Below are 25,751 nucleotides of genomic sequence, written 5' to 3'. Positions count from 1 at the left end.
GGCGCGATATAAGCCAGGCAATGTCTAGTGCCTGGCTTATTGCAATTAGTGCGCGCTCTTACGTAACGAATGCAGTAAATGATACATAATCGGCACCAGTAGCAAGCTAACCAGCATCGAGAAACTTAACCCCCAGACCACAGCGATGGCTAAGGGTTGCAGCATCTCGGCTCCATCCCCCCAGCCGACCGCCAGTGGCAGCATACCGACGACGGTACTCAGCGTGGTCATTAAAATAGGGCGTAACCGCAGGCGTGCCGCTTCAACGATCGCCTTGGCCATATCCGCATACTGACGGCGTTCAATTTCGATATATTCCACCAGCAGAATGGCGTTGTTGACCACAATCCCGACCAGCATGATCATACCCAGCCATACGGGCATGGATAATGGCAGACCTAATGTATTAATACCTAACGCCACACCAATCGCGGCAAACGGCACGCTGAGAATAATGATCAGTGGGTTGAGTAACGACTCATACTGAATCGCCATCACGACGAATACTAAAAACATCGCTAATAGCATCAGAATATCAGTGAGTTGTTGCTGCTCTTCCAGGGCTTTTTGTGAGCCCCCATCGTAAAGTGTGTATCCCTCCGGCAATCTGACCTGCTCACGTAATGCTGCGAGTGATACCAAGGCTTCGCCGAGCGTGGTTCCTTCTTGCAGTGTTGCACTGAGTTCGATAATGCGCATCTGATTATCGCGTTTGATGACGGCGGGTGTTTCCAATAATTCAATACTGGCGACCGTACCCAGATAGACCGGCGGAGAACTACCCGTTGCAGGGAAAAGAATAATTGATTCCAGATCCTGCGGGCTGGTAATGGTCGCTTGTGATAAACGTAAGCGAATATCGTACGACTTATCGCCCTCCAGATAATCACTGATCACCTGACCCTGTAATGCTATCTGAGCTGCCCGGGTCAAATCCTGTAGATTCAGCCCCAGCAGTGCTGCACGTTTGCGATCCAGTTTAATTGAAATCTCAAATTGCTCATCTTCCCCTGAGTGCGTGACATTGGTCAGACCCGGAATGGTACGCATTTTATCGGCGATATTATCAGCTTGTAACTTCAGCTCGGTTAAATCATTTCCCTGTAAACGCAGACTGATATCATCATCACCGCGGTTAGTACGAATCCCCCGAATACCGCGTTGGGACATGCGTACATTAAAGCCCGCCAATTGTTGCTGTACTATCAGCTTATTCATCCGTCCTATCCATTCACCACTACTGACAAATCTTTCGGAGAGCGGCTTCAGCTGCACTACAATGGTGGAACGGCTCGGCGTTTCCCGCTGAGATCTACCAAAAACTGAACCACCTACTAAGGTGAAAACTGTTTCTGTTTCCGCTTGTTGCGCAAATAATGACTCGATGCGCTGTGTTTTTTTGTCCATCTCATTCAGTGAAATGCCTACATCGGCAGAAACCACCACACGCACGCGGCCATCATCCAACGGTGGTAAAAAAATCTGTTTACCGCTCATAAATACCGGCAGGCTAAGGACTAAACCCGTGACAAACAGCCCAACAACAATCCAGCGGAACTTCAGTAAAAAGCCAATGAAGGTCGCATAAAAGTTCTGTAAATGATTAATACCGCCATCTACCCAACCGCGTAAGCGTGTTGTACTCACGCTGGTTACTCTGGAGGCGTAAGCAGGGACCAGTGTCAGGGCGATAATCATTGAAGCAAAAATCGCAGCAGAGATGGTGACTATCAGCTCACGGAACAATAATCCCGTTAAGCCGCCAATAAACAGAAACGGCAACACAGCAGACAAATTAGTAGACGTTGCCGCGATAATCGCGCCATTCACTTCGGTAGCCGCCTGAGTGGCGGAAAGAGTTGCTGCGTCTTCCGGTTTTTCATGGTTACACTGATGCCTATAGATGTTTTCTAACATCACAATGGTGTTATCCACCAACATCCCAATCCCCAGCGCTAAACCACCTAAGGTCATAATATTCAGCGTTAGCCCGCCAAGGCCCATCAAAACACAGGTAAACATGATGGCGATAGGAATCGCGCTGCCGATAATTAACGTACGGCGTAAATTACCTAAAAACAGATACACCACCGCCATGGCTAACAGCGCACCACTGATTGCGGCCAGTGATGCATTCTGGAGAGATTGTAAAATATAGATCGACTGATCAGCGACTAATACAACCGAGACATCGGCCGGCAAAATATGTTGTGAATCCAGCCATGCAAGCCGTTCCTTAACGACGGCGACCACTGCAGTGGTATTGGCGGTGGGTTGTTTCTGAATTGACAGCTTAATACCGCTCACACCATCGGCGCGGACTAAAATGCGTTCATCCTCGCTGCTATCGATGACTTGTGCTACATCACTCAAATACACCGTATTGCCGGCGTTTTGTGCAATTGGTAACTGTTTGATCTCCTCTATTGAGGTAAAGCGTCCGCTGATTCGCCCGGTGATTTCGTGGGATGACATCTGCAACCGACCAATCGGTTCGTCGCTGTTAGAGGTTTGCAGCGCTTTAATCACGTCTTGATAATCAAGCCCAATCCCGGCAAGACGCTGTTGATCAGGGATGATCTGGATTTCGCGCAGAACACCGCCACCGACCTCAGCGGCGGCTACGCCTGGCAGGTTTAAAAACCATTTGCTGAAAGAGTCATCAACCCAGCGTCTTAACTCAGTGCTGGTACGTAACGGCGAACTGATAACAAATTCCATGACCGGAATCTGTGCAGGATCAAGTTTATAAATGGTGGGGGGGGAGATGCTATCCGGTAAAAAACGTTTGGCGCGATCCAGCCGGGAACTGGCATCGCGTAGTGCGATATCAATATCTTTACCATAATTAAACGCCAGATCTACCGATGAAGACCCCCGGCTGGTATTGGACTGTACACTGATGGCATCCTCGGTAATCGCCAGTTGCTCTTCCAACTGGCGGGTGATTTTATCTTCCATTACTGACGTTGGAACACCAGAATCCACCACGCGTACGCGGATTTCCGGATAGATAATATGCGGTAATAAATCAATCGCCAGTCGGCTAAGCGTAAACATCCCCAGCACTATAACGGCCAGAGCAATCATAGAAACGCCGACCGGATGGCGAATAGACCACGCCGCTAATCCTCCTGTTTTAGCGTTCATTGCGCGGTACTCTTAATAGTCATATTATCAGTGCTTTTATCGTTATTATTGATCTTCTCGGTATCGGCAGCGTTTACCACTGAAACAGGCATATTAGGCCGCAAATTAGTAAAGCCGCGAACGACCACCTGAGCACCTGAATCTATTCCACTCAGAATTTCGATGGCATCATCAATACGCAGACCAGTGACCACTGCAGACGCTTGTGCCTGTTGTTGTTTATCGACGGTGAAAACATATTCGCCTTCAGTGGAGCGACGTAGCGCCATAAAGGGAATTAACAAACGCTCTGCTTCTTGTGTACGTAATGTGACGCGCGCTAACTGGCCCGGCCTGGCACCAACGGGTGCTGGATTAAGTTCGATCTCAACAGTACCGGTACGTGTGACGGGATCAAGATTAGGATAAATACGGGTTATTTTTCCTTGCTGCGTTTGGTTGCCAGGCATTTGTGTGTCGTTTAACGCATCAATAGAGACCGCGACAGGATCACCTAATTTCAACTTATTGAGTAACAGTTCAGAGACTGGCACTTGTGTAATCAAGGAACGCTGATCTGAGATCGTCAATAAATGCGTATAGCGTTCAGCAATGTTTCCCTGTTCGGTTAAGCGCGCACTAATAATGCCGCTAATGGGTGCATGCAGCGTGGTGTAATCTAACTGTGTTTGCAGTACTTTTTCATCCGCCTGAGCCACGGCTAATTCAGTTTCTACGCGAGTGAATTCGGTTTGTGATGTTAAGCGCCTATCGACTAATCCACTGATGCGTTTCACATCTTTCTCAGCTTTAAGGCGCAGAGCGCTAGCGCGTGATAACTGAGCCTCTAATAAACGACCATCCAGACGGGCAACTATCTCGTTTTTATTAACCCGATCGCCCTCATAAAATGGTAAAGCAATAATACGACCTTCCTGCTGGTTGAAAATCTGAATTTCCTGAATGGCTTTTAGCGTGCCGGTGCGCTCCCGCTTAACCGCGACGACTTGTTGTTGCGCTGTTATGACCTCAACTAAATGCGCTTTAGGTGATTTTTTAGTGACAGGTTGCTCTGATTTTCCGCATCCAGACATAAACACAAGCATCGATAAAAACAGCATCGTAAAAACACGCATAATTCGCTTACTCAATAGTTATTAAAATCAATGGTATAGCTGAAAACATTCCTGCTGTGATGCGGCAAGTAGCCGTTCGCAGTAGCACAATAGTCTGATTCTAGGGAGTTAGATAAATAAGATCTAGTGGATAAATATAGTGGATGGAATAAATAGGAAGCATCCGATTTTGGTAAAGACAGTCTCAAAAGAGGGATATGTACTGAAATGATTTTGAGTTTTATTCGATTTTTTTTATTGCGCTGAATCAATAAAAAATAACGGCCTTTTATATACTCTTACATTAGAAAAAATACATGTATCAGGAGTGATAAAGAATGAAACAATTATTAATTGTCTCTGCATTGGCAAGTGCTTTATTAGTTTCAAGTGGTATGACGCTTGCTGCAGATCAAAAGCGTGATCAGGATAGAGATCAATCACAGCTTCAGGAAGATCAGGAAAGAGACAGAGATCAGGATAGGGATCGTGATCAGGACAGAGACCAGGATCAACTCTATGGTAGCCAGCTTATGACTCAGGAAGAGCGTGCTCAACAGAGGGAGAAAATGCGCAGTGCAGCTACGGCTGAAGAGCGTGAACAACTACGCTATGAGCATCATGAGCGGATGCAAGAGCGTGCTAAAGAACGAGGTATTACGATTCCTGACAACATGCCCGCCAAAGGAATGGGCACAGGCGGAATGGGTTCTGGGTCCGGTTCAGGCTCTGGTTCAGGCTCTGGTAATTAATAAAATCAGCCTTCACGTTACACATACAATACAGGCACCGCTAAAGCGGTTGCCTGTATTTCTGCTGAGAGAGTCTTTAATTAAGACCGTTTAAGACCGTTTAAGAGCTCTGCAGTACTGCTTACCGTAGCGTAAGAGGGAGTGAGTGCTGCCATAAAAGCAGCATGTACCTGAGCAGCAGGTACTGTCATGCCGTTAAATTCCAGATCACGCGTAGCACAGGCATCATGTGCAACAGAGACACCATAACCCAAATCAACGGCGGCACGTACGCCTGCATCAATACACATATGACTCATCGCTCCGACAATAATCAGATTCTGTATGTCCAGTTGAGTCAGCACCGCCTGAAGCTCAGTATCACGAAAACTATTGGGTTTATGCTTGAGGATAACCGGCTCTCCTTCAAGCGCTGCCACCGAAGGATGAATCTTAGCGCCCTCTGACCCTGCCAAAAAGAAGGGCGCGTCATCGGTTAAAAACTCATGCCGCACATGCACGACAGGCAAACCTTTACTACGAAATTCCGCCAGTAACTTCGCACCTTGCCCGGCCGCTTGTTCTGCGCCGTTAAGCGGCCATTTACCTTCTGAAAAATAGTCATTTTGAAAGTCGATCAATAGTAATGCTGTGTGAGTCATAAATACTCTCCTGCTTATCGGTTGAGTCAGTATTGGGTCAATGTTGAATCGTTATGACTATTATCGAAAAAAGGACAGCGATATACTGCAGTCATAACTGGCATAAAAAAGGCTAAAACTGACAATGAATCAGATCCGTATAGGTATTGTTAATTATCCGGAGGCGCTGCAATCTGCCGTTCAAGGTCTTAAAGAGATGTTCTTTGCTGCGAATCGAATCTGCGTTCAGCAGAACGTAGGTACTGTTTTTGAGGTTGATATCTATGATGTTGAGCACATCGCTGATGATCCATTGCAGGTCGTGATTCTCCCTCCTTGTCTGGAAGGGGACTATCACTTCAATCCGGATCTCGTGCTAAAACAATGGTTGCTACAACAGCATACTCAAGGAGCAATACTCTGCTCAGTGTGTGCCGGCGCTTTTATTCTGGCGTCTTGTGGATTGTTGAATCAGCGACCCGCTACGACACATTGGGGTTTGGCTGAACGTTTTATCCACACTTATCCGGACGTACAGCTAAACAGTAATAAAATATTGGTCAACGATGGTGATCTCATTACAACGGGAGGGCTCATGGCCTGGCTGGATTTAGGGCTGGAACTGGTGGCTCAGTTCACCCAGCCGCGCATCATGCGATTGTTGGGTAAATATCTGATTGTTGATACGGGTTCACGGGAGCAGCGCTATTATCGTAGCTTTATCCCGGCGCTTGATCATGGCGATAAAGCGGTACTGAACGTGCAGCATTATTTGCAGGTCAACTTTGATAAAAGCATCTCGATAAGTGACTTAGCAGGCATGAGTTACTTAGGTGAGCGTACTTTTTTACGGCGTTTTGTTAAAGCAACTGGCATAAAACCCAACCAATACTTACAGCAGCTGCGTATCCAAAAAGCCTGTGATTGGATTGAAAGCAGCCATGACAGCGTAGAGCTGATTGCCGCAAAAGTGGGTTATGAAGATGTTAGTGCATTTCGTAAAATTTTTATCAAAACGATGGGTTTAACACCCCGTGAATTCAGAAGCCGTTTTGGTTAAATTACACCCAATAAAAAACCGGCATTTGCCGGTTTTTTTATTTCACGCTAATTTCTGATTACAGAAAAGCAGCAAAGCGCTCATCTAACGGTGTATCTGCCAAGTGGTTGATATAATTGCTCATTATTTTTTGGGCTACTCCCAAGACAATTTCTAACAACTGTTTCTGAGTGTAACCAGCATCATAGAAGCTCTGCACTTCTGCTTCAGAGATAAGTCCACGGTTACGCACGATCAACAATGTAGTGTCGTGCAATGCCTGTAGTTTAGAGGTGGGCATCGCACTACGGCTACGTAGCGCAGCAGTAAGAGCGTCGTCTACCTTCATCATTTTAGCAATAGCGGCATGGGCAGGTACGCAGTAGTGGCAACCATGTTCAACGTTAATAGTTTGCCATACCACAGTGAGTTCTTCGGCATCCAAAGAAGTTGCCTGAAAAAGTTTGTGCAGTAACTGGTAGGCTTCAAGTGCCTCAGGTGATTCGGCCATCACGCCGTGTAGGCTAGGAACAGAACCGAATGCCTTAATTGAATTATCTAACAGAGGTTTGCTTTGCTCAGGTGCGCTTTCACGTGTATGGACGGTCAGGTTGTTCATTAGAGTTTCCTATTTTGAGCGATTGTTCAATGGTTCTAGGCTAGTTGATTTTGAGCAGTTGTTCAAGTTAAAATTGAACAACTGCTCAAATATGGAATGAATGATGGCAAACGTAGCAAAGTATGATCGTGCCGATGTAATAACGCGGGCTATGATGTTGTTCTGGGAAAAGGGATTTAATGGAACATCCACCCGGGATCTTCAGCATGCCGTGGATATGCGTCCTGGTAGTATCTATAGCGCATTCGGTAGCAAAGAAGGGCTGTTTAAAGAAGCGCTGAGGTGTTATTCATCCGCTATGTCTGCTTTGTTGCAAGAAAAAATACAGCAGCAGGGCACGCCGCTATCGGGATTGCAGGAGTTTATTCACTGTGTGGTGATAGACAACCGCAAAAGTGCGCCCAGTGAAATGTGTATGCTGGTAAAGACGGTGGCAGAAATCACCGACAGTAATCCAGCGTTATTGCGAGAAAGTCAGGCGCTGTTGAAGAAGGCCGAACTGGGTTTTGCCCGCCTGCTGGAACAGGCTCAAGCGCAAGGTGAGTTACCCGCGAGTGCCGATCCAAAAGCATTAGCAAAATACATGCAAGTACAGATGATCGGTCTACGAACTTATCTGCGCACCAGTAATGATGAGCCTGCAGTAGAAAAACTTATCGAAGATACCTTTCAAATGCTGAAAGCTGCTTAGATATATTTCGAGTGGTTCACATACTGGATGCGTCCGTTATCGGTCATTTTTAGCCTCATACATCTTCATATCAGCGGCTTTAATAAGCGACTTTAAATCGCGTCCATCGGTAGGGTAAATAGCAACGCCCACTGATGCGGTCAAATGATGCTCCTCGTCTGGGAGCAAACAATGTAATGGCTTTTTAAGAGAGGCTTCAAAACGCTGCTTAATATGTGCCGCTGATGTAATGCTGATGTTATCGGTCAGTACTACAACAAATTCATCCCCGCCAATCCGTGCCAGTAAGTCATTCGGCCTCATCAGTGCTTCAAATCGCTGTGCAACCTCAATCAGAGCATCATCACCTTTATTGTGTCCGTATTGATCGTTCAACTGCTTAAAGTTATCCAGATCAATGAATAGTAATGCGAAAGAGGGAGACAAAGAGTGTCCGTCCGATTGAAGCAGGTTAGCAGTGAACAGTTCCAGTGCGGCCCTGTTGGCTGTTCCGGTGAGCATATCGGTAAACAGATCGCGCCGCATGGCCATCATCGAGCGGGCCAGCACACCAATTTCATCAGTCCGCTGCAATGTTATGTTCGACAACTCTGGCTGCCCTTGCTCTAGTACGGCATGTGACAGTGCAGTGATATCGCGTGTAAATCGAATCAAAATCACCAAGCCCAGAAGCACGGCAATAATAACGGCTATCACCCCAAGCACCACTACCATATACACCTGCTGCGTTACGCCTATTAGCATGTCGCTATTGGGCACAGCAATGACAGCAATCCAGTCTAATCCAGCATCATCTGTAATATGCTTATAAGCGACATTAATTTTTTCACCAAAATTATCCGTAAAGGTTAGCGTGCCTGCGGTCGAATGATGGTTATTTGTGATTTCGGGCAAGACCACCTGATAAGTGGATTTAATCAAATCATCACCAGAATTATCAGCAGTCATCCGTTGTATGGAGCCATCAGCGACTGTTTGTACGCTAGGTACACGGGAAGCAGCCAACAACTCACCGTTACTCTCAACCAGAAAGGCTACTCCATTTTCACTAACGTACAGCTCAGAAATAAACTGGTTCAGTTTTAATAATGAAACATCGGTTGCCACCACGCCTGTAAAGTTACCAGAGGGAGAAAAAACCTGGCGGGCTCGTGTGACGACTAAATCTTTATCTGAAAAATCGACATAGACTGATGTCCACATATGTCGATTCGATTTGGGTTCTTTAGCGCTAAACCAGGGACGCGTACGCGGATCAAAAATTTTATTTTCAGTTGATTTATAAATCTCTTCACCTCTAATACCTTCCAGATAAAAGTAGCGTCGAGGCTCTAAAGGATCAGTTTTAATCCGGATTTCAGCTAATGCGGGCGTTAAGCGCTTAAGGCCGTAAGACTGGCCAGCAAGATTGCCATAATAAACATAGTCATTAGGATCGGTGTGTAGCGTGGTTGCAGTCCAAAAGCGGGTGCGTATCGTGTCTAATTCGGAACTGATGTCATCTGCCGCTGCCAGCCCTAAAGGAAAGGCTGACTCTAGTGCGGCACTGGAGCCATACATGTGGTGGTCGACTGCCTGGCCAATGCGTTCAACCATTTCCAGCGACAAACGCGCTGACAGCTTGGATACAGTATTGCTACCGGCCCAATAAGAGAGCAAACCAATGGTCGTAGTGAGTACAACTATCAAAAAAACGTAGGGAAAAATCAACGTGATTTTTAGCGATCTAAACCGTGTTTTCGTTGCAGCCATGTATTATTTACCAATAAACCAATATAAATTAAGATCCGTTTAAGCATTCGATGTTATTGAAAACAGTGCATAAACCTGATGTTTGATACCACTAAAATTTCGATGCATACATCATACCGGATAAGAGAATAATGCATAGGTCTAACGCAGTAGAGCGCGTAAAAACACGCGTCAGCTTTATTATATTTCATCCGAGTTTGAGTTTATGCAGTCTTTATATTGATAGAAGAATGAAGGAAACTTGAAAAAATATAAATATTTTTACTATTCTATGTTTTTAAGCTGTTGTTTTTTGTATTAAATATAAATAATTTATGTTTTTTTATATTAATTTGAGAGTGATAAACAGAAAATATTTATTAACTTTTTATGGCCACTGGTCCGGTGCCTGGGAAAGCTAGCAAGTACCGGTGTCCGCATCCTAAACCGCCCCTTATAGGGCGTTTAGAAGGTATCGGGCTGGAATTAAAACGCATCTCCGCGCTGCTTGCTCAACAGCCAGATCCCAACCTGGTTACAGATATTGATGCATCTCTGAACAAACGTATTCAAAAGGCCCGCCTATTTTCAGGAATAATTAACAGCAAAGTCAGACCGTCCTAGTTGTAGCCATAGTATTAGCCATAGCCATAGCCATAGCCATAGCCATAGTCTTTGTGAGCAGCGAATTTAAAGCGAGGGAGAGCACGCACATGGACAATAATAAGGATAAAAAATGGATTGGATGGAATAAACCGGCAACGATGTTAAGTATGATGGTTATTGTCTTAGTGGGGATCTGGGCTTATATATGGATGACGGGCCAAGGGCCAAAATCTGTCTTTGAGTTTGATGATGGAACTACTCAATTATGGACCGCCAATGGTATTTTTGATGATACCGGGAAAAAATATGATGCTGGCCTCTATAAAGTGGCGCACGCCGAGCAGCATCAATACCCCGATAAATTCCCCTGCACCGCCGCTAATATCTTAAAATGCGATCCCTTAAACGATAAAAACGGCAGCCTATTGCTCTCCATTGCCGACCTTTCAGTGGCATTACCCACGTTTAATTTCCCTGTCGATAGTAACTACTGGCATATAGAGCTGATTTCGCCAACGCTCAGTAAATTGTTCCAGAACAAAAGTGAATTTGAAGCCTATGTGGGCGATATGTTTGGTGTAGATGAAGGCCATATTACGGCTGAACTGCTTTTGTATATAGAAGACCACGGCACCATCAATTTACTCCCACCCATCGGCGGAGTAACAGAGCAGATTATCGCAAAAAACGGTTGGACAAAGCTCTCTGCAAAATTTTCGATACCGCAAGGAACTTATATCAGGAATGCTGTGATTCGTATAAAAGGTGACTGGAAAATCTATAAATTATACGAAGGCGGTATTTTTGTAGATCATGTGGCGGGTGTGAAATAGTTCAGCAGATAATGACCTCACTTGTTATCGAAATCCCGGCTGCTGCCGGGATTTTTGTATCTATGGGTTCTGAATCAATATTAAGGGATTGTATCTCTGTAGCTGCAGGTGCATCATCAACTGCAGCTTTGTGCGAGTGAGCACTATTCAGATAGTGTATACAAAGCGATAAGTGGTCATGAAGACCTAAGGACAGAGGTAGGTTGGTATGCATCAACGGCCTCGCATTTTAAATGGATTAACTTTGTATGGATAACACAACGGACATGTTTCTTATACCGCTGCTCTTGTTAGTAGCGGTTATCATCGTTTTTCAAACCCTTAAAATTAAATTGTCGAGTTTGGCTAAGCCGGATACTGAGTCAGTATTGGCGAAATTTGTGGAGTTGGCCTGTTCGCGCATCAGGCTAATGAAAATCGAAGTCAATGGAAAAAAGGATTGAATGCTATTGTTAAATGCTTTTATTTTTACCCTGAGTGAATCTGACGACCTTACACCATTACGACTATAAAATTTGATGATAAAAGTCAGAACGCCAAAAAAGGTAGCAAGGTGAGGTAATCCCCCCTAAAATTAACATTGCTCAAAAGTAGAATTGAATTAATGATGCGTTTTTTGAGAGGGTGGTAAGAATGACAATAGAAAAACGTGAGTTGAATTATCAACTTAAAAAATTGATCGGTTGTACTTTGTCTCCTATTAACGGGAGTGCTGTTATTATTTTCGATGGTTTTGATAATGACTCAGATTCTGTTTTTTTTAGAAATAGTAAAAATATAAAAATAAAAAAGAAATGGAATTTTCTTCGTATACTAATAGAGAGTTTATTTGATTTTCCAGCTATTAATCCTGCTCAAGTATTAGATGTCGGGCCTAATTTAATTAAAGAATTGGTTGTGCTCTTAGCGAATACATGTGGTGTTGGATATTTTAAAATTCAGGGTGTTATATATTTAACTCTTGAAAGTGATGAGCACTGTTTATGCTCAGTCAGTGAGCTGCTTCCAGGTCAAGCTTCACAGCTTATAAGCAGAGTTAATAAGTTTGAGTCTTTAGACAGAAAATATTTATTAAAAGAGCTAGTGGATGTCTATAATACTTTAAATATTATAAATAAAAATTTAAGCGATGATGATAATAATAGTAGTAGTATAAAAACGCTATTAAACCAGATGAAATATTTTAAAGAGCAGTCAGATGCTGTCTTTGACGGTTCGTCTTTAGATGTTATTGATGAAAATAATTTTGATGATAATTACAAAAATACAGAATTAGATGAAGAGGGAGAAGAACTAAATGATGAGAAATTTGACCCATCTAAACTAAATATAAAAACTAGCACGCCAACAATTGATCTTATGATGTCTAGGATTAGGTTTAAGGAAATAATTCTTAATCCCGATTTTCAAAGGAACGATCGTATTTGGAAAGATTCAGATAAAAGTGCTTTGATTGAATCAATTCTTCTAAAAATACCTATACCAGTATTTTATATGTCGGCAAGGAAGGAGTCTGAGTGGCTCGTTGTTGATGGGCTTCAGCGTTTGACAACAATGTATGATTATATTAATGATAAGTTCTCATTGAAGGGGTTGAAAATATTAGATAATTATAATGGATTGAAATTTTCGGAGTTCCCAAGGAGTTTGACTCGAAGAATAACTGAAACTGAATTAGTTGTTCATGTTATACAGTCAGGATCACCAGCTACAGCGACTACTCAGATATTTCAGAGGATTAATACAAGAGGAGAAAAATTAAGTCAGCAAGAAATACGTTGCTCTATTAATGTTGGCTATTCCACTCAGTTATTAAGAGAATTAGCTGAAGGTGACGATTTTATAAATGCCACAAATGGGAGTATTAACCCTAAACGGATGAATGATCTTGAGTATGTTTTGAGGTTTTGCGCGTTTTATTTAGAAAATAATTATTCTAATGTTAAAATTAAAAACATGGATTCATTTTTGATAGATACAATGATTTTCCTGAACAATGAAGGCAATGGATCAAATGTTGTTGCAAAGATGAAATGTGACTTTAGTAAAGCAATGAAAGCGGCAAGACTGCTGTTTGGTTCATTTGCTTTTAGAAAAAAACATACTCAATCTATAGGTAATGGTATTAATAAAGCCTTGTTTGAAACTTGGTCAGTTTGTTTGGCAAGATTATCTGAGAATGATATAAATGTATTATTATCGAAAAATAAAAAACTTTTAAATAACTTTGATAAAATCATGACCAACCAACTTACTCTTTCTAGTTGGTCTAGTCATGAAAATTCAGATAAAGATTTTGAATTTTCAATATCACAGTCAACTTCTAAAGTTGAGATGATTAAATATAGATATGAATCTATTGATGAGTTAATAAAGATGACTATTTTATCATGATTAAAGAAATTAAACTGAAGAATTTTAAATGTTTCAAGGAAAAGTCTATAGCACTTAAGCCGTTAACTTTTCTCTCTGGAATAAATGGAATGGGGAAAAGTACAATAATACAAAGTTTACTGCTTCTACGTCAGTCCTATGGGAAAAATAATTTTGATCTCAATGGTGATTTATTCGAATTTGGCTATTATGAAGATTTGCATTCTGAGTTTGCAGATGATGAAGATTTTTATGTCAAACTTATAGATGATAATGAACAACAGTTTTCTTGGTCTGCGCTTGTAAAGAAAAATAATGAAGGTGATTTGTTTTCGGAGGTTATAGAGTGGGATGATAGTACTTCGATTTCGAGTGGTATTTTTGGCGTGAACTTTCAATTTCTATCTGCTGAAAGATGGGGGCCTAGAGTTTTGATGCCACTCAATAAAGATGATGTTTCATCAACATTTTTGGGAAAGTACGGTCAGTTTTTAGTTAGTGTATTAGATAAATTTGAACTTAAGAAGCTACCAAATGATCTGTTAGCTGTTCATCCCAGTACTGAATCTAGAAATGTGCATGAGCAGATATCCGCTTGGTTGAATGAGATTTCTCCTGGATCTGATTTTGATTTTAAATCGATCAAAGAAGCTGATAGTGGACTATATACTTTTACGTATAAGTCATCCCTTGGGAAAACTAGATCATTTAGGCCAGCAAATGTTGGATTTGGTTTGAGTTACACATTGCCCATATTGACTGCGTTATTGACAGCAAGCAAGGGATCACTTGTCATTATAGAAAATCCTGAAGCTCATCTTCACCCAAAAGCACAGGTTGTAATTGGAAAACTTTTGGCCATCTGTGCTCAAGCGGGCGTTCAGCTTGTTATCGAAAGTCATAGTGATCATGTACTGAATGGCATCAGAATAGCAGTTAAAGAAGGGTGTATATCTAGGGATAATGTTGTTCTTAATTTTGTAAATAGAAAGGATTATAATGATATAAAGAGCACAGATATCATAACTCCAGAAATTTTGGAGAATGGGAAATTAAGCTTCTGGCCTGAAGGGTTCTTTGATGAATGGGATAATGCTTTAGATACATTAATTTAGGATAATTTTTTATGGAGCTGTTTTTTAATAAGGACTTTTTAGGTTGCCTCTTTCTAAATTCATTTGATGCTGCAGTTAGTTTTTCTGAAACGGTAAGAGCTTTCAAGCAGGCAACTGTATATGGTGTAGAGGATTATTTAGTATCCTCTAACTCTACTGCAGAAACGCTGTTGTCTGCTGATTATACTATAAGAAATTGGATAGCAGATCATCGCACGGAAGATGGTGTTGCGCTCGTTGATAAAGAGTTACAACGTTTTTTCGCACGGAAAATGGATAAATCTCCATTTGTTGAGGAAGATTTATATACAAATGATTCTGACTATCTTGAAAATGAAGTATTAATAAAAGGTGCTGTTGATTTAAATATAAATATGTCTGCTACTTTGGCGTATATAAGATCTGGAATTTTATTAAGTCCAAGTTTATCTGTGTTCAGTAATTCAAAAGTAGATGCTGTTTTAGTTAATGCTGAAGATGAAGACTTACCAGTGAAAGTTAGGTGTATTAGTACTTGTGGCATGGTGAGTGAACATGCTGAATATATAAGAGAATTGTCAGAAAAAAAAGTTACAGCATCAAATCAAATATGGGATTTAAGGGGGGAGCTTTTTCCTGATTTATTGTTTTGTGCGAGTGTCAAAAATCAGCTTTTTGGTCTACCTAAATGGAATGTAATTTTTGAAAGGCTTCTTGAACTACAAACTTATTCTTTGAACTGGAATGATGGTCCATTTGATGCGGAGTATATACCGTCAAAAGCATCGGGAGAAGGAGGAAGAGTTCGAGCAAATAGAAGAGCTATAAATGAAAGAACTTTTTTGTGTCCGGATTCTAATTCTAGAGTGTTTTACTGGCACTTGAGAGCTACACCTGGAGCTATAAGAATATATTTTTTTCCAATAGAGGATGACGCAGAAAAAAAAATTATCGTTGGCTATATCGGAGTGAAGCCATATTATCCATAGGAATTATATGTTGCACGATTCTTTTATTTTTAGTGCAATTGCTCTTCCTAATGGAGGAGGAACCGCCTCGCTGACTTGAGAAAACTGGGCCGACATTGTACCTTTAAACTCAAAGCTATGAGGAAACCCTTGTAAGAGCATTGCTTCATATACACTGAGTCTTCTTTTGCAGGAGGGATGAATGTGAACTTCACGATTTCCGTAAGCTACCGTTGGGCTTGGTTTATCCCAGTGTAGAGTTCTGAAACTCCTACCAATAGCACTACCTGGTACTAGTGCTCCAGTGGTTGTGAATTTTTTTGATTTTGGTGTCATACACCAATGGTTCGGATGGTAAGGTATTACTTCACCCTTATTCCATTTTGAATAATATATAGGCTCTGGGAATCCTGCGATCGTTGTTTTCACAGTGCCGACTTTTTTAGATGTTTTTATTGGGGCTTCTATTTTTTTATTTTGATAAATTTCTTTATTTAGACCTATTATAAATAGACGTTCTCTATTTTGAGGGACATCATAATTTATGGAATTTACCAATATTTCACTAATTGTAAACCCGGCATTTTCAAATGATCTTTTAAATTCATTATATTTTTCAATATGCCTTTTACTTTTTAAACCTGGTACATTTTCGAAAACAAAAAAATGTATTGGATTCCTATTATTTAATTTTTTTAGGAGTGCTGCATATTTAAGAGGAAGACTATGTCTTTTATCGTCTTCTGAATATGTAGTGTTTGAGATACTAAAGCTTTGGCATGGAGGCCCGCCTATTATCCCGATAGGGTTAAATTCTCCGCCATAAAATAAATCAATTTCGTCTATAGTTAAGGTGCTAATATCCTTTACAAATGCATTTTTTGAATGGACTATTCTATTGTGATTGTATGTTTCTACAGCCGGTTTTCGAATATCAAAAGCTAATTTTATCTCAAATCCTGCTTGCTCAAAGCCAAGATCTAACCCACCAGCACCGCAAAATAAACTTAATATCAAAATATTTACCTATACTGGCAGTATCTAGTATAGAAGATACCAAGAATTAAAACTCTAGTTTGTAATAGGCCCAGAATATTCTCTGGGCCTGTCTCACTAGCTATCAGCGAAAGTTAGGCGTTTTACAACGCTTCGATCTTCCCATACTGCTCGGTCAGCTGTTTCTGGGCTGATTTTGCAGTGTCGAGTTTCTCTTTCTCTTTCACGATGACGTCTGCGGGTGCGTTGGAGACGAATTTCTCGTTGCTCAACTTGCCTTCAACACGCCCGATCTCTTTCTCTAGCTTGTCCATCTCTTTCTTCAAACGCGCTAGTTCAGCGCCTTTGTCGATCAGGCCTGCCATCGGCACTAATACCTGCATGTTGCCTACCAACTGCGTAGCAGACATCGGTGCTTCGTCGCCCGGGTTGAGCCAGGTGATGGAGGCGAGTGAGGCGAGTTTCGATAAGAAGGTTCTGTTGGCGTCTAAACGCGCTTTGTCTTCTGCGCTGCCGTTTTGTAGTAACAGATCCAGCCCTTTAGCAGGGGAGATACCCATTTCTCCACGGATGTTACGCACACCGGCGATAACGCCCTTGAGCCATTCGATATCGGCTTCGGCGGAGTGATCAATCCGGGTCGTATTGGCGATGGGGTAGCTCTGCAGCATGATGGTATCGCCTGCAACGCCTGCTTCATCTTTAATCGACTGCCAGATCTCTTCTGTGATGTACGGCATGATCGGGTGAGTCAGGCGCATCAGTACTTCGAGTGCGCGAACCAGTGTGCGGCGTGTGCCACGTTTGGCTTCTGCTGAGGCGTTTTCGTCCCACAATACCGGTTTAGATAGCTCCAGGTACCAGCCGCAGTATTCGTTCCAGATAAAGTCGTACAGCGCCTGAGAGGCGAGGTCGAAACGGTATTCATCAAAGTAGCGGGTGACGTCGGCTTCTAATGTTTGCAGACGGCTGGCGATCCAACGGTCGGCTAATGACAATTCAACAGTGGCGTATTGACCATCAACGGCAAGCTGGCCGCAATCTTCGCCTTCAGTGTTCATCTGTACGTAGCGCGCAGCGTTCCAGATTTTGTTGCAGAAGTTACGGTAGCCTTCGAGTCGCTTCACATCCCAGTTGATGTCGCGTCCGGTAGAGGCCAGTGATGCCAGTGTAAAACGCAGCGCATCGGTGCCGTGTGCGGAGATACCTTCCGGGAATTGCTTCTCGGTACGTTTGGCAATTTTTTCAGCCAGTTGTGGCTGCATCATATTGCCGGTACGTTTCTCCAGCAGGGTATTCAGGTCGATACCGTCGATCATATCCAGTGGATCAAGGACGTTACCCTTAGACTTAGACATTTTATCGCCGTTTTCGTCACGGATTAGTCCGGTTACGTAAACGGTTTTGAACGGGATCTGTGGTTTGCCGTGTTCATCTTTGACCAGATGCATGGTCATCATCATCATGCGGGCAACCCAGAAAAAGATGATGTCGAAACCGGTGACCAGTACGTCGGTCGGGTGGAATGTTTTCAGGCGTTCGGTGTTTTCCGGCCAGCCAAGTGTGCCGAATGTCCACAGACCAGAGCTGAACCAGGTATCCAGTACGTCGTCGTCCTGGCGCAGTTCTGTTTCCAGATCTAAACCATATTTTGCACGTGCTTCATCAGCATCTTTGGCTACGTAGACGTTACCTTCGTTGTCGTAGAACGCCGGGATACGGTGGCCCCACCAAAGCTGACGGGAGATACACCAATCCTGAATGTTATTCATCCAGGCGAAGTACATGTTCTCGTACTGTTTAGGGACAAATTTGATATCGCCATTTTCTACGGCTTCAATCGCAGGTTTAGCTAATGTTTTAGCATCGGCAAACCATTGGTCGGTCAGCATCGGCTCAATGACTACACCACCACGGTCTCCGTAGGGGATGGTCATGGCGTTTTCTTCAACTTTTACCAGCAACTCAAGCGCTTCGAAGTCGGCCACAATCGCTTTACGCGCAGCAAAGCGTTCCATGCCACGGTATTGCGCGGGCAGGGTTTTGTCGAGATCGTGGATTTCGCGGCCATCGGAGCTGAAGGTTTGAGCTTCATCGCGGATGTCGCCATTAAGCGTGAAGATGTTGATCATGGCTAGTTTGCAGCGCTTGCCGACTTCATAGTCATTGAAGTCGTGGGCAGGGGTTATTTTCACACAACCCGTGCCTTTTTCCATATCGGCATAGTCATCGCTGATAATCGGAATACGGCGACCGACCAGCGGCAGTTCGATAAATTTTCCGACCAGATCCTGATAACGGGTATCTTCAGGATTAATGGCAACGGCGGTATCGCCCAACATGGTTTCCGGACGTGTCGTACCGACGACTAAATAGTTTTTACCGTCTTGAGTCATCACTCCATCAGCCAGCGGATAGCGCAGGTACCACATTTTGCCTTGTACTTCGCGGTTCTCTACTTCCAGATCTGAGATGGCGGTGTGTAGTTTAGGGTCCCAGTTGACCAGACGCTTGCCGCGATAGATCAGCTTATCGTCGTACATGCTGATAAACGCTTCCTGTACGGCGCTGTAAAAACCGGAGTCCATGGTGAAGCGTTCGCTTGGCCAATCGACCGAGTCGCCTAAACGGCGCATCTGGCGCGTAATCGTATCGCCGGATTCTTCTTTCCATTCCCAGATTTTTTCGATAAAGGCGTCGCGGCCTAAATCGTGACGGGTTTTTTGTTCTTCTGCGGCCAGTTTACGCTCAACCACCATCTGGGTTGCGATACCTGCGTGGTCGGTGCCGACTTGCCATAGGGTATTTTTGCCCTGCATACGCTTATAGCGTGTGAGTGCATCCATGATGGTGTGCTGGAATGCGTGGCCCATGTGCAGGCTGCCGGTAACATTCGGCGGTGGAATCATAATGCAATATGATTCACCTTCGCCAGAAGGGGCGAAGTAACCGTTGTCTTCCCAGGTTTTGTACCAGGACTTTTCAATCTCGTTTGGCTGGTAAGTTTTTTCCATCGTGGTCTACGTCTCTTGGCACTGTCTGTTAGGGGACTGGCTGCTTACCTGCAAGCCTGTTTAACAGACTGCTAGTGCAAATGGGTAGTATTGTGGCCAGTAAAACGGGTAATTATACCCGTTGATACAGTATCAATGAAGGCGTTTAGGCGGATCGTTTACGCATATCGTGCATGCGGGGTTCGATTCCGGCCGCTTGATATTGTTTGAAACGTCCACGGGTGAGCGTGAGTACGGCATCTGCCTGAATAACAATTTCGGCTATGCGACTGAATTGCTGGGTTTGGAGCGGAAAATCGAGCGACAGATTCACCAACATATCGGGTGTATCCGGCATGTGCCCGGCTTGCCAGCCGATCAGTATGGGGGCATGTGAAGAAACTGGAGGGTGCAGACTATCTGTCGGCAGTTCGTTAGGCAGAAAGCTTATTGACGTAGCTTGCCAGAGGCGTTCGCTGATACGTTCTGCCAGAGATTCGGAGTCGGTATGAATATACAGCCGGTGACCCGCGCTGATCGCACGGGTCGCCAGTTTACTCAGAAACTGGTAGCGGCTGTCTTCATCTGCACCGGGCAGAATATAAAAATCGGCTTGGGACATTACTCGTCGTCAGTCATCTCGTCAGCCGCCTGGTTGAGCAGGTATTGGCTGAGAAGTGGGACACAGCGGCCAGTAGCGCCTTTTTCTTTGCCGCCACTCAACCATGCCGTACCGGCAATATCCAAATGTGCCCAACGATACGCTTTAGTAAAGCGGGACAGGAAGCACGCTGCTGTAATAGCGCCACCTGTTGGCCCGCCAATGTTGGCGATGTCAGCAAAATTACTGTCGAGCAGTTCCTGATATTCGTCTAATAATGGCAAACGCCATGCGCAGTCATTAGCGTAATCGCCAGCACTTGAGAGTTCACTAGCCAGTTCTTCATCGTTAGTCAGCAGGCCACAAACACTGTTGCCCAATGCACCGATAACGGCGCCCGTTAAGGTGGCAATATCAACCACGGTTTTCGGATTAAAACGTTCAACGTAGGTTAGCGCATCGCATAATACCAGGCGACCTTCGGCATCGGTATTCAGAACCTCAATGGTTTGGCCAGACATGCTGGTAACAATGTCACCCGGTTTGGTTGCTTTGCTGCCGGGCATATTTTCAGCGGCAGCAATAACACCAATCACGTTGATCGGCAGATCCATTTCAGCGATGGCATGCATGGTACCCATCACAGAAGCGGAACCACACATATCGTATTTCATCTCGTCCATTTTCGCGCCGGGCTTGAGTGAAATACCGCCGGTATCGAACGTGACACCTTTACCCACGATAACGTATGGCTGGGCGTCTGCTTCGCCACCGTTGTGTTTGATTATGATCAGGCGAGATGGCTCCGCGCTGCCACGGCCTACCGATAAAAGGGAACCCATGCCGAGATTTTCCATGGCATCTTCATCAAGAATTTCGCAGGTGATCGAGACATATTCGTTTGCCAGCTCTTTGGCCTGTTCTGCCAGAAAGATAGGTGTGCAGATATTGCCCGGAAGATTACCAAGATCACGCGCGACATTCATGCCGTTGGCGATAGCTGAACCATCAACCAATGCGCCTTCGCCTTCTTCTGTTACATCATCTGCCAGATGGATAGCCACTTTTTCTATGACATAGATATCGGCTTTTTTGCTTTTTGTCTGGTCGTACTGATAAAGCTCAGCGGTCGTCCATTCTGCCAGTAGACGTACCTGGCGGTACGTATCTGGCTGCTTAGAGGCCAGGCCATCTAATGCAATCACAACGTCTTTTAAACTCAGCGCTTTAACATTGCCGAGAATCGCTTTCACAACTTTCTTATAGTTGCGTTCATGGCGCTCATCAGCTTTGCCTAACCCGACCAGCAGGATGCGTTTTGCAGATACACCACTGATTTTTTGCAGCAACAGGGATTCTGCTGTTTTACCTTTGATATCACCATTTTTAATCAGATCACTAAGGTAGCCTTGTGATGCCTGATCAAGTGCCTGTGCAGAGGGGCTAAGTGTAGCGCCACCTTCAAGACCCATTTCTACGCCAATAACAAGGCATTCGGTTTCCAGAGATGCGACTGCACCGTTTACAATTTCAAAATCCATGATGACTCCAAACAAGACATTAATGCTGGTTTGATAGATAATGCCGAACGAAGTTTCCGGCATCTATAATTGTCTGGCACTATAAACCATTTCCCATTGATATACATAAACCCTTTAGCTTGCAGGTTGGTTTACTTTGATTATTTTTCGCTACCTGTCCCGTCAGATCATGATGAGCACCATCGCCGTTAGCACTGTGCTGACGATGCTAATTGTGAGTGGCCGTTTTATTAAGTATTTATCCTATGCCGCCGCCGGTGAGCTTTCTCCTGAATTTGTTTTTCAGTCAGTGGCTTACCGGATACCGGGAATGTTGGTGCTGATTCTACCGTTGGGTTTATTTTTGGGTGTGCTGCTGGCTTACGGACGCATGTATCTGGAAAGTGAAATGGTAGTACTCAATGCCAGCGGTGTGAGTGGCCGGCGCCTATCTATGTATGCGTTGGGGCCGGCGGTGGGGATTGCATTTATGGTGGGATTGCTAGGGATGTATATATCGCCCTTATGCTGGAAGCAGGTTGAGGTTATTTATGCCAAACAGAGCGAGAAAAGTGAACTGGATAGCCTTTCGCCGGGACGTTTTCAAAGCTTGTCAGGTGGCAGCCGTACCAGTTATATCAGTGGCATAAAAGAGGGCGGTAAAGAGCTGGAGCTTATTTTTGTTTCAGAGCGTGATGCACAAAGCGGCCAGTTGCGCGTGGTGCTGGCTGAATCAGGTAAACAGGTCGTTATCAATCCTGATACGGGTGATCGTTTTGTGGTGTTGAAAAATGGTTATCGTTACGAAGGTGTGCCGGGTCAGGCCGATTATCATGAAATCAAATATGCAGAATATGGTTTTCTGATGCCGCGTTCGAACGGGAATTTACGCCCGTCAGGTATTGAATCGATGACGTTTAGTGAATTGCTAAGCAAGCCGCAACCGAGGTATCAGGCAGAGCTTCACTGGCGATTATCAATGCCGTTATTGGCGTTGATCATCACTTTAATTGCTGTGCCCATGAGTAAAACTAATCCGCGCCAGGGGCGCTATGCCAAGTTGATTCCTTCGATTTTGCTCTACATGCTTTATCTGACTTTGCTGACCAGTGCGAAGGGTGTTATCGATGAAGGGGAAGCGTCTGTGAGCCTGTTATGGTTGATCCACGGCGCATTTTTCCTGTTGGCGATGAGTTTGATGTTTGCGGGAAGTGCTTGGGAGCGCTTGCTTAATCTTCTACCCTCCATTCCTCAGCGAGGTAAGGCTTGATGAAACGTCTGGATCGTTATATTGGCGCTCAGGTCCTTGGTGCTGTTTTTGTGATTTTGTTGATTGTGATCGGGCTTGATCTGATTTTTGAATTTGTTGAGCAAGCGGGCGAAATAACTAAGAGCTATGGTTTTACTGATGTACTGATTTATTTGATCTTAAGGGTGCCCAGCCGGATTTATGAATTTTTGCCTCTGGCGAGTTTGGTTGGCTCTTTGGTGGGCTTGGGGATGTTAGCCAGCAACAGTGAATTGACTGTGATGCGAGCGGCAGGTATCTCAATCCAGCGCATTGTGATGGCCGTACTGAAACCGGCGATGCTGCTGGCGGCGCTAGCGCTGATTTTGGGTGAATATGTGGTGCCGCAAACCGAGCAGTTAGCGCAAAGTTCGCGTGCGTTGGCGCAATCGGCAGGCAAGGCATTGGGTTCTCAGCATGGTGTCTGGCATCGGGAAGGTAACCAGTTTATCCATATTAATGTGGTGCAGCCGAACGGTAAGATCAGGGGTATAACCCGTTATACCTTTAATGATGAGCGCCAGATGCAAGCATCGAGCTTTGCCAAAAGCGGACTTTACACAAAAGAGGGCTGGGTATTGGATAGTGTCGTGAGCACGCTTTTTTACGATGATCATACCGCCGTAGAACAGCGGGATCAGGAAGTCTGGCCATCCGGCTTAACGCCGACTCTGCTGTCTGTAATTGTGGTAGACCCGATGGATTTATCGATTACCGGTTTATGGTCTTACTCGCAATATCTGAATCAGCAGGGGCTGGATTCTAATCAATACCGGTTAGCCTTCTGGAGTAAAATATTACAACCGGCAGGCATTTTAGCGCTGGTGTTGATTGCTATTTCGTTTATCTTTGGGCCGCTCAGAAGTGTGACAGTCGGACAGCGTGTTATTGCGGGTATCATTGTTGGCCTGATTTTTAAGTTTTCTCAGGACTTGTTGGGGCCGGCCAGTACGGTGATTGGTTTCACTCCCTTACTGGCAACAGCCATCCCTATTATTATTTGTTTACTACTCGGTTTGTTTTTACTGCGTAAAGCGGGCTAAGTATTTTTCTTTTTGGGTGCTAACCGTACAACGCGGGTGTTGGAAATCTGATCATGCCAGGTCAGGTGTTGGTCTGAAAACAGCATCCATAGATAGCCCAATCCTAAACAAGCAATGGAAGCGCCGGCCGTAAAGAAACGGATTAACGCGTGCTTCCAGCTCAGGCTATAGCCTTCCAGTGTTTGTACGCGTATGTGCCAGGCCATCATGCCGATAGTCTGTCCTGAACGTGTCCAGAAATACCCATAGAACAGAAAAACCGACAAAAACAGAACCGACTGATGAAGCGATCGATAAAGTGGCTCGGGTATCATTTCGTTGTGGTTGATAAGCAGACCAATGCCGCTGACCACAAATAAAATTGCAATAACAATTAATAAGTCATAGGTAAGTGCTGCTATTCTGCGGATAAGTGACGCCTGCTTTATATCAGTTTGATCGTAAACTTTTGTCATGGTGATCCTTGTTAACAGCGGTTATGTGCTTCTGTGATATTACTGAGTTTAAATAACGGGCGAAGCCAGGTCCCGAGAATACTGCCCATAAAGGCCGCGATCAGCCATAACCAACCATGCAGGCTGCCTGAGGCGATACCGCCGAAATAAGCGCCTATGTTGCATCCAAAAGCGATAGTCGCACCATAGCCGAGCATTAAACCGCCGAGGGCGGCGGCAATCCAGTTTTGCCAGGGCATACGCCATTGAATCGCAAGTTTTCCAGCAAGCGCCGCTGCCAGTAGTGCGCCTATCAAAATACCGACATTCATGAGTGTGCCTGCATCGGATGTTAATGGTTCCAGCAATGCAGATTCCCGGCCAGGTTGCATCCAATAGGTCCAGAAGTCTAATTCAAGGTCAATGTTGAGCCATTCGGCCGCTTTAGCGCCCCACAAAGGGTAGGCGACAGCGACGGCCCAGGGGCGGCCGATCATCGCGAGTGTAATAAAATTAAGTAATGCCAGAGCAATAGCCCCCCAGAAAAACGGCCAGGGTCCGGTGATGAGCCGGCGATACAGTGGTTGAGAACTGTGATTCGTATCACTATCGATGGTGCCATGCCGACGCTTCTCTATTACCCACGTGATGCCTGCAATCGTAGCAAACAGAGCAAGATTTAACAGGATAGCAAGGATGAGTCCGAATTGGTCAATAAAAGAAAAGGGCGCGTACTGGGGTAATGTGGTCCACCATTCATAATCTTTTGTGGCCCAGAGCGCGCCAATAGTAAATCCAATAATGCTGGGGACAGCGCGTAACTTACCACCGCCTGCATGATAGAGGTTACCTGACGCACAGCCGTTACCTAGCTGCATCCCGACCCCAAAAATAAACGCACCGACAATCACGGACCACCCTAGCGGGCGGACAAAGCCGATAACGTCGGAGCCAAACAGATCTCCAGCCGCCAGCGCAGGGAAAAACAGACAAACGGCAACGGCCAACATTAGCATCTGTGCTCGCAGACCTTTGCCGCGACCATTGATAATAAAATTGCGCCAGGCTGTAGTGAAACCAAAGGCGGCGTGATAGAGCGCCAGACCTAGTGCTGTGCCTAAAATTAGCAGGCTGGCTTCATGCCAGGACTCTCTAGCGGCAAGCCAGAATGTTGCTCCGACAGATAATAAGGCAGCACAAAGTAGTGGAAGCCAATAACCGATTTTGAACGTAGAGACGGTTGTGCTGCTATCGATTGTTGCTAAGGGGATAACGGATGTTTGATTAGAAGACATAATGCTAAGCC

21 protein-coding genes are annotated in these 25,751 nt (G+C 44.6%); 10 read left to right on the top strand and 11 right to left on the bottom strand.

Annotated features, from left to right (window positions below; translation table 11 throughout):
- Window positions 1-45: 45 nt before the first annotated feature.
- On the bottom strand, window positions 46-3,150 hold the full coding sequence (locus Nant_RS09600; RefSeq protein ID WP_054341428.1) for an efflux RND transporter permease subunit: 3,105 nt from the start codon (window positions 3,148-3,150) through the stop codon (window positions 46-48).
- The gene (locus Nant_RS09595) at window positions 3,147-4,265 is read right to left on the bottom strand and encodes an efflux RND transporter periplasmic adaptor subunit (protein WP_054341427.1); all 1,119 of its coding nucleotides are present in this window, start codon (window positions 4,263-4,265) and stop codon (window positions 3,147-3,149) included. The genes Nant_RS09600 and Nant_RS09595 overlap by 4 nt, the downstream gene beginning before the upstream one ends.
- 317 nt (window positions 4,266-4,582) lie before the next feature.
- Here Nant_RS09595 and Nant_RS09590 point away from each other — a divergent pair, with 317 nt between their 5' ends.
- The gene (locus Nant_RS09590; protein ID WP_076496122.1) at window positions 4,583-4,996 is read left to right on the top strand and encodes a hypothetical protein; all 414 of its coding nucleotides are present in this window, start codon (window positions 4,583-4,585) and stop codon (window positions 4,994-4,996) included.
- A gap of 80 nt (window positions 4,997-5,076) precedes the next feature.
- On the opposite strand, the gene Nant_RS09585 is transcribed toward Nant_RS09590, so the two are convergent.
- The gene (locus tag Nant_RS09585) at window positions 5,077-5,637 is read right to left on the bottom strand and encodes a cysteine hydrolase family protein (RefSeq protein WP_054341426.1); all 561 of its coding nucleotides are present in this window, start codon (window positions 5,635-5,637) and stop codon (window positions 5,077-5,079) included.
- Between the two features lie 124 nt (window positions 5,638-5,761).
- On the opposite strand from Nant_RS09585, the gene Nant_RS09580 reads away from it, so the two are divergent.
- Entirely contained in the window at window positions 5,762-6,676 is a 915-nt protein-coding gene (locus Nant_RS09580; protein WP_054341425.1) for a GlxA family transcriptional regulator, read from the top strand.
- A gap of 58 nt (window positions 6,677-6,734) precedes the next feature.
- On the opposite strand, the gene Nant_RS09575 is transcribed toward Nant_RS09580, so the two are convergent.
- Window positions 6,735-7,274: a carboxymuconolactone decarboxylase family protein gene (locus tag Nant_RS09575; protein WP_054341424.1), complete on the bottom strand. Its 540-nt coding sequence runs from the start codon at window positions 7,272-7,274 to the stop codon at window positions 6,735-6,737.
- Between the two features lie 100 nt (window positions 7,275-7,374).
- On the opposite strand from Nant_RS09575, the gene Nant_RS09570 reads away from it, so the two are divergent.
- A complete protein-coding gene (locus Nant_RS09570) occupies window positions 7,375-7,965 on the top strand; it encodes a TetR/AcrR family transcriptional regulator (protein WP_202904988.1) in 591 nt (196 codons plus the stop codon).
- Between the two features lie 36 nt (window positions 7,966-8,001).
- Here Nant_RS09570 and Nant_RS09565 read toward each other — a convergent pair whose 3' ends face one another.
- Window positions 8,002-9,717, bottom strand: coding sequence for a sensor domain-containing diguanylate cyclase (locus tag Nant_RS09565; RefSeq protein ID WP_054341422.1), 1,716 nt, complete (start codon window positions 9,715-9,717; stop codon window positions 8,002-8,004).
- A 692-nt stretch (window positions 9,718-10,409) separates the two neighbouring features.
- Here Nant_RS09565 and Nant_RS09555 point away from each other — a divergent pair.
- The 5 genes from Nant_RS09555 to Nant_RS09530 all read left to right on the top strand — a co-directional run bounded on the left by Nant_RS09555 (window position 10,410) and on the right by Nant_RS09530 (window position 15,591).
- The gene (locus Nant_RS09555) at window positions 10,410-11,135 is read left to right on the top strand and encodes a hypothetical protein (protein WP_054341420.1); all 726 of its coding nucleotides are present in this window, start codon (window positions 10,410-10,412) and stop codon (window positions 11,133-11,135) included.
- A 248-nt stretch (window positions 11,136-11,383) separates the two neighbouring features.
- Window positions 11,384-11,578 carry a hypothetical protein gene (locus Nant_RS09545; RefSeq protein WP_054341418.1) on the top strand — a complete coding sequence of 65 codons (195 nt, stop codon included), beginning with the start codon at window positions 11,384-11,386 and terminating at the stop codon, window positions 11,576-11,578.
- Window positions 11,579-11,768: 190 nt separating this feature from the next.
- The gene (locus tag Nant_RS09540) at window positions 11,769-13,529 is read left to right on the top strand and encodes a DUF262 domain-containing protein (RefSeq protein ID WP_054341417.1); all 1,761 of its coding nucleotides are present in this window, start codon (window positions 11,769-11,771) and stop codon (window positions 13,527-13,529) included.
- Window positions 13,526-14,623, top strand: coding sequence for a DUF3696 domain-containing protein (locus tag Nant_RS09535; RefSeq protein WP_054341416.1), 1,098 nt, complete (start codon window positions 13,526-13,528; stop codon window positions 14,621-14,623). The genes Nant_RS09540 and Nant_RS09535 overlap by 4 nt, the downstream gene beginning before the upstream one ends.
- 11 nt (window positions 14,624-14,634) lie before the next feature.
- Entirely contained in the window at window positions 14,635-15,591 is a 957-nt protein-coding gene (locus Nant_RS09530; protein ID WP_054341415.1) for a hypothetical protein, read from the top strand.
- A gap of 3 nt (window positions 15,592-15,594) precedes the next feature.
- Here the strand turns inward: Nant_RS09530 and Nant_RS09525 are convergent, their stop codons facing one another.
- The 4 genes from Nant_RS09525 to Nant_RS09510 form a co-directional block, all read right to left on the bottom strand.
- Complete coding sequence (locus tag Nant_RS09525; protein ID WP_054341414.1) at window positions 15,595-16,587, bottom strand: DNA cytosine methyltransferase; 993 nt, start codon at window positions 16,585-16,587, stop codon at window positions 15,595-15,597.
- Window positions 16,588-16,709: 122 nt separating this feature from the next.
- Window positions 16,710-19,580 carry a valine--tRNA ligase gene (locus tag Nant_RS09520; protein WP_054341413.1) on the bottom strand — a complete coding sequence of 957 codons (2,871 nt, stop codon included), beginning with the start codon at window positions 19,578-19,580 and terminating at the stop codon, window positions 16,710-16,712.
- Window positions 19,581-19,725: 145 nt separating this feature from the next.
- Window positions 19,726-20,181, bottom strand: a complete 456-nt coding sequence (locus tag Nant_RS09515) for a DNA polymerase III subunit chi (RefSeq protein ID WP_054341412.1) — start codon at window positions 20,179-20,181, stop codon at window positions 19,726-19,728.
- Entirely contained in the window at window positions 20,181-21,701 is a 1,521-nt protein-coding gene (locus tag Nant_RS09510; protein WP_054341473.1) for a leucyl aminopeptidase, read from the bottom strand. Before Nant_RS09510 ends, Nant_RS09515 begins: the two co-directional genes overlap by 1 nt.
- Window positions 21,702-21,837: 136 nt before the next feature.
- On the opposite strand from Nant_RS09510, the gene lptF reads away from it, so the two are divergent.
- Window positions 21,838-22,950 (top strand): LPS export ABC transporter permease LptF, encoded by a 1,113-nt coding sequence (gene lptF / locus Nant_RS09505; protein ID WP_054341411.1) that lies wholly within the window; start codon window positions 21,838-21,840, stop codon window positions 22,948-22,950.
- Window positions 22,950-24,011 (top strand): LPS export ABC transporter permease LptG, encoded by a 1,062-nt coding sequence (gene lptG / locus Nant_RS09500; RefSeq protein WP_054341410.1) that lies wholly within the window; start codon window positions 22,950-22,952, stop codon window positions 24,009-24,011. The genes lptF and lptG overlap by 1 nt, the downstream gene beginning before the upstream one ends.
- Here lptG and Nant_RS09495 read toward each other — a convergent pair.
- Window positions 24,008-24,466 (bottom strand): RDD family protein, encoded by a 459-nt coding sequence (locus Nant_RS09495; protein WP_054341409.1) that lies wholly within the window; start codon window positions 24,464-24,466, stop codon window positions 24,008-24,010. The two genes, lptG and Nant_RS09495, sit on opposite strands and share 4 nt — an antisense overlap.
- Before the next feature lie 11 nt (window positions 24,467-24,477).
- Complete coding sequence (locus Nant_RS09490; protein ID WP_054341408.1) at window positions 24,478-25,740, bottom strand: YeeE/YedE family protein; 1,263 nt, start codon at window positions 25,738-25,740, stop codon at window positions 24,478-24,480.
- Window positions 25,741-25,751: the final 11 nt, after the last annotated feature.

It is taken from the genome of Neptunomonas antarctica (assembly GCF_001305295.1).
Lineage (GTDB): Bacteria > Pseudomonadota > Gammaproteobacteria > Pseudomonadales > Balneatricaceae > Neptunomonas > Neptunomonas antarctica.
Note: the sequence above shows the minus strand (reverse complement) of the source record. Positions and strands in the feature narration are given on the sequence as shown.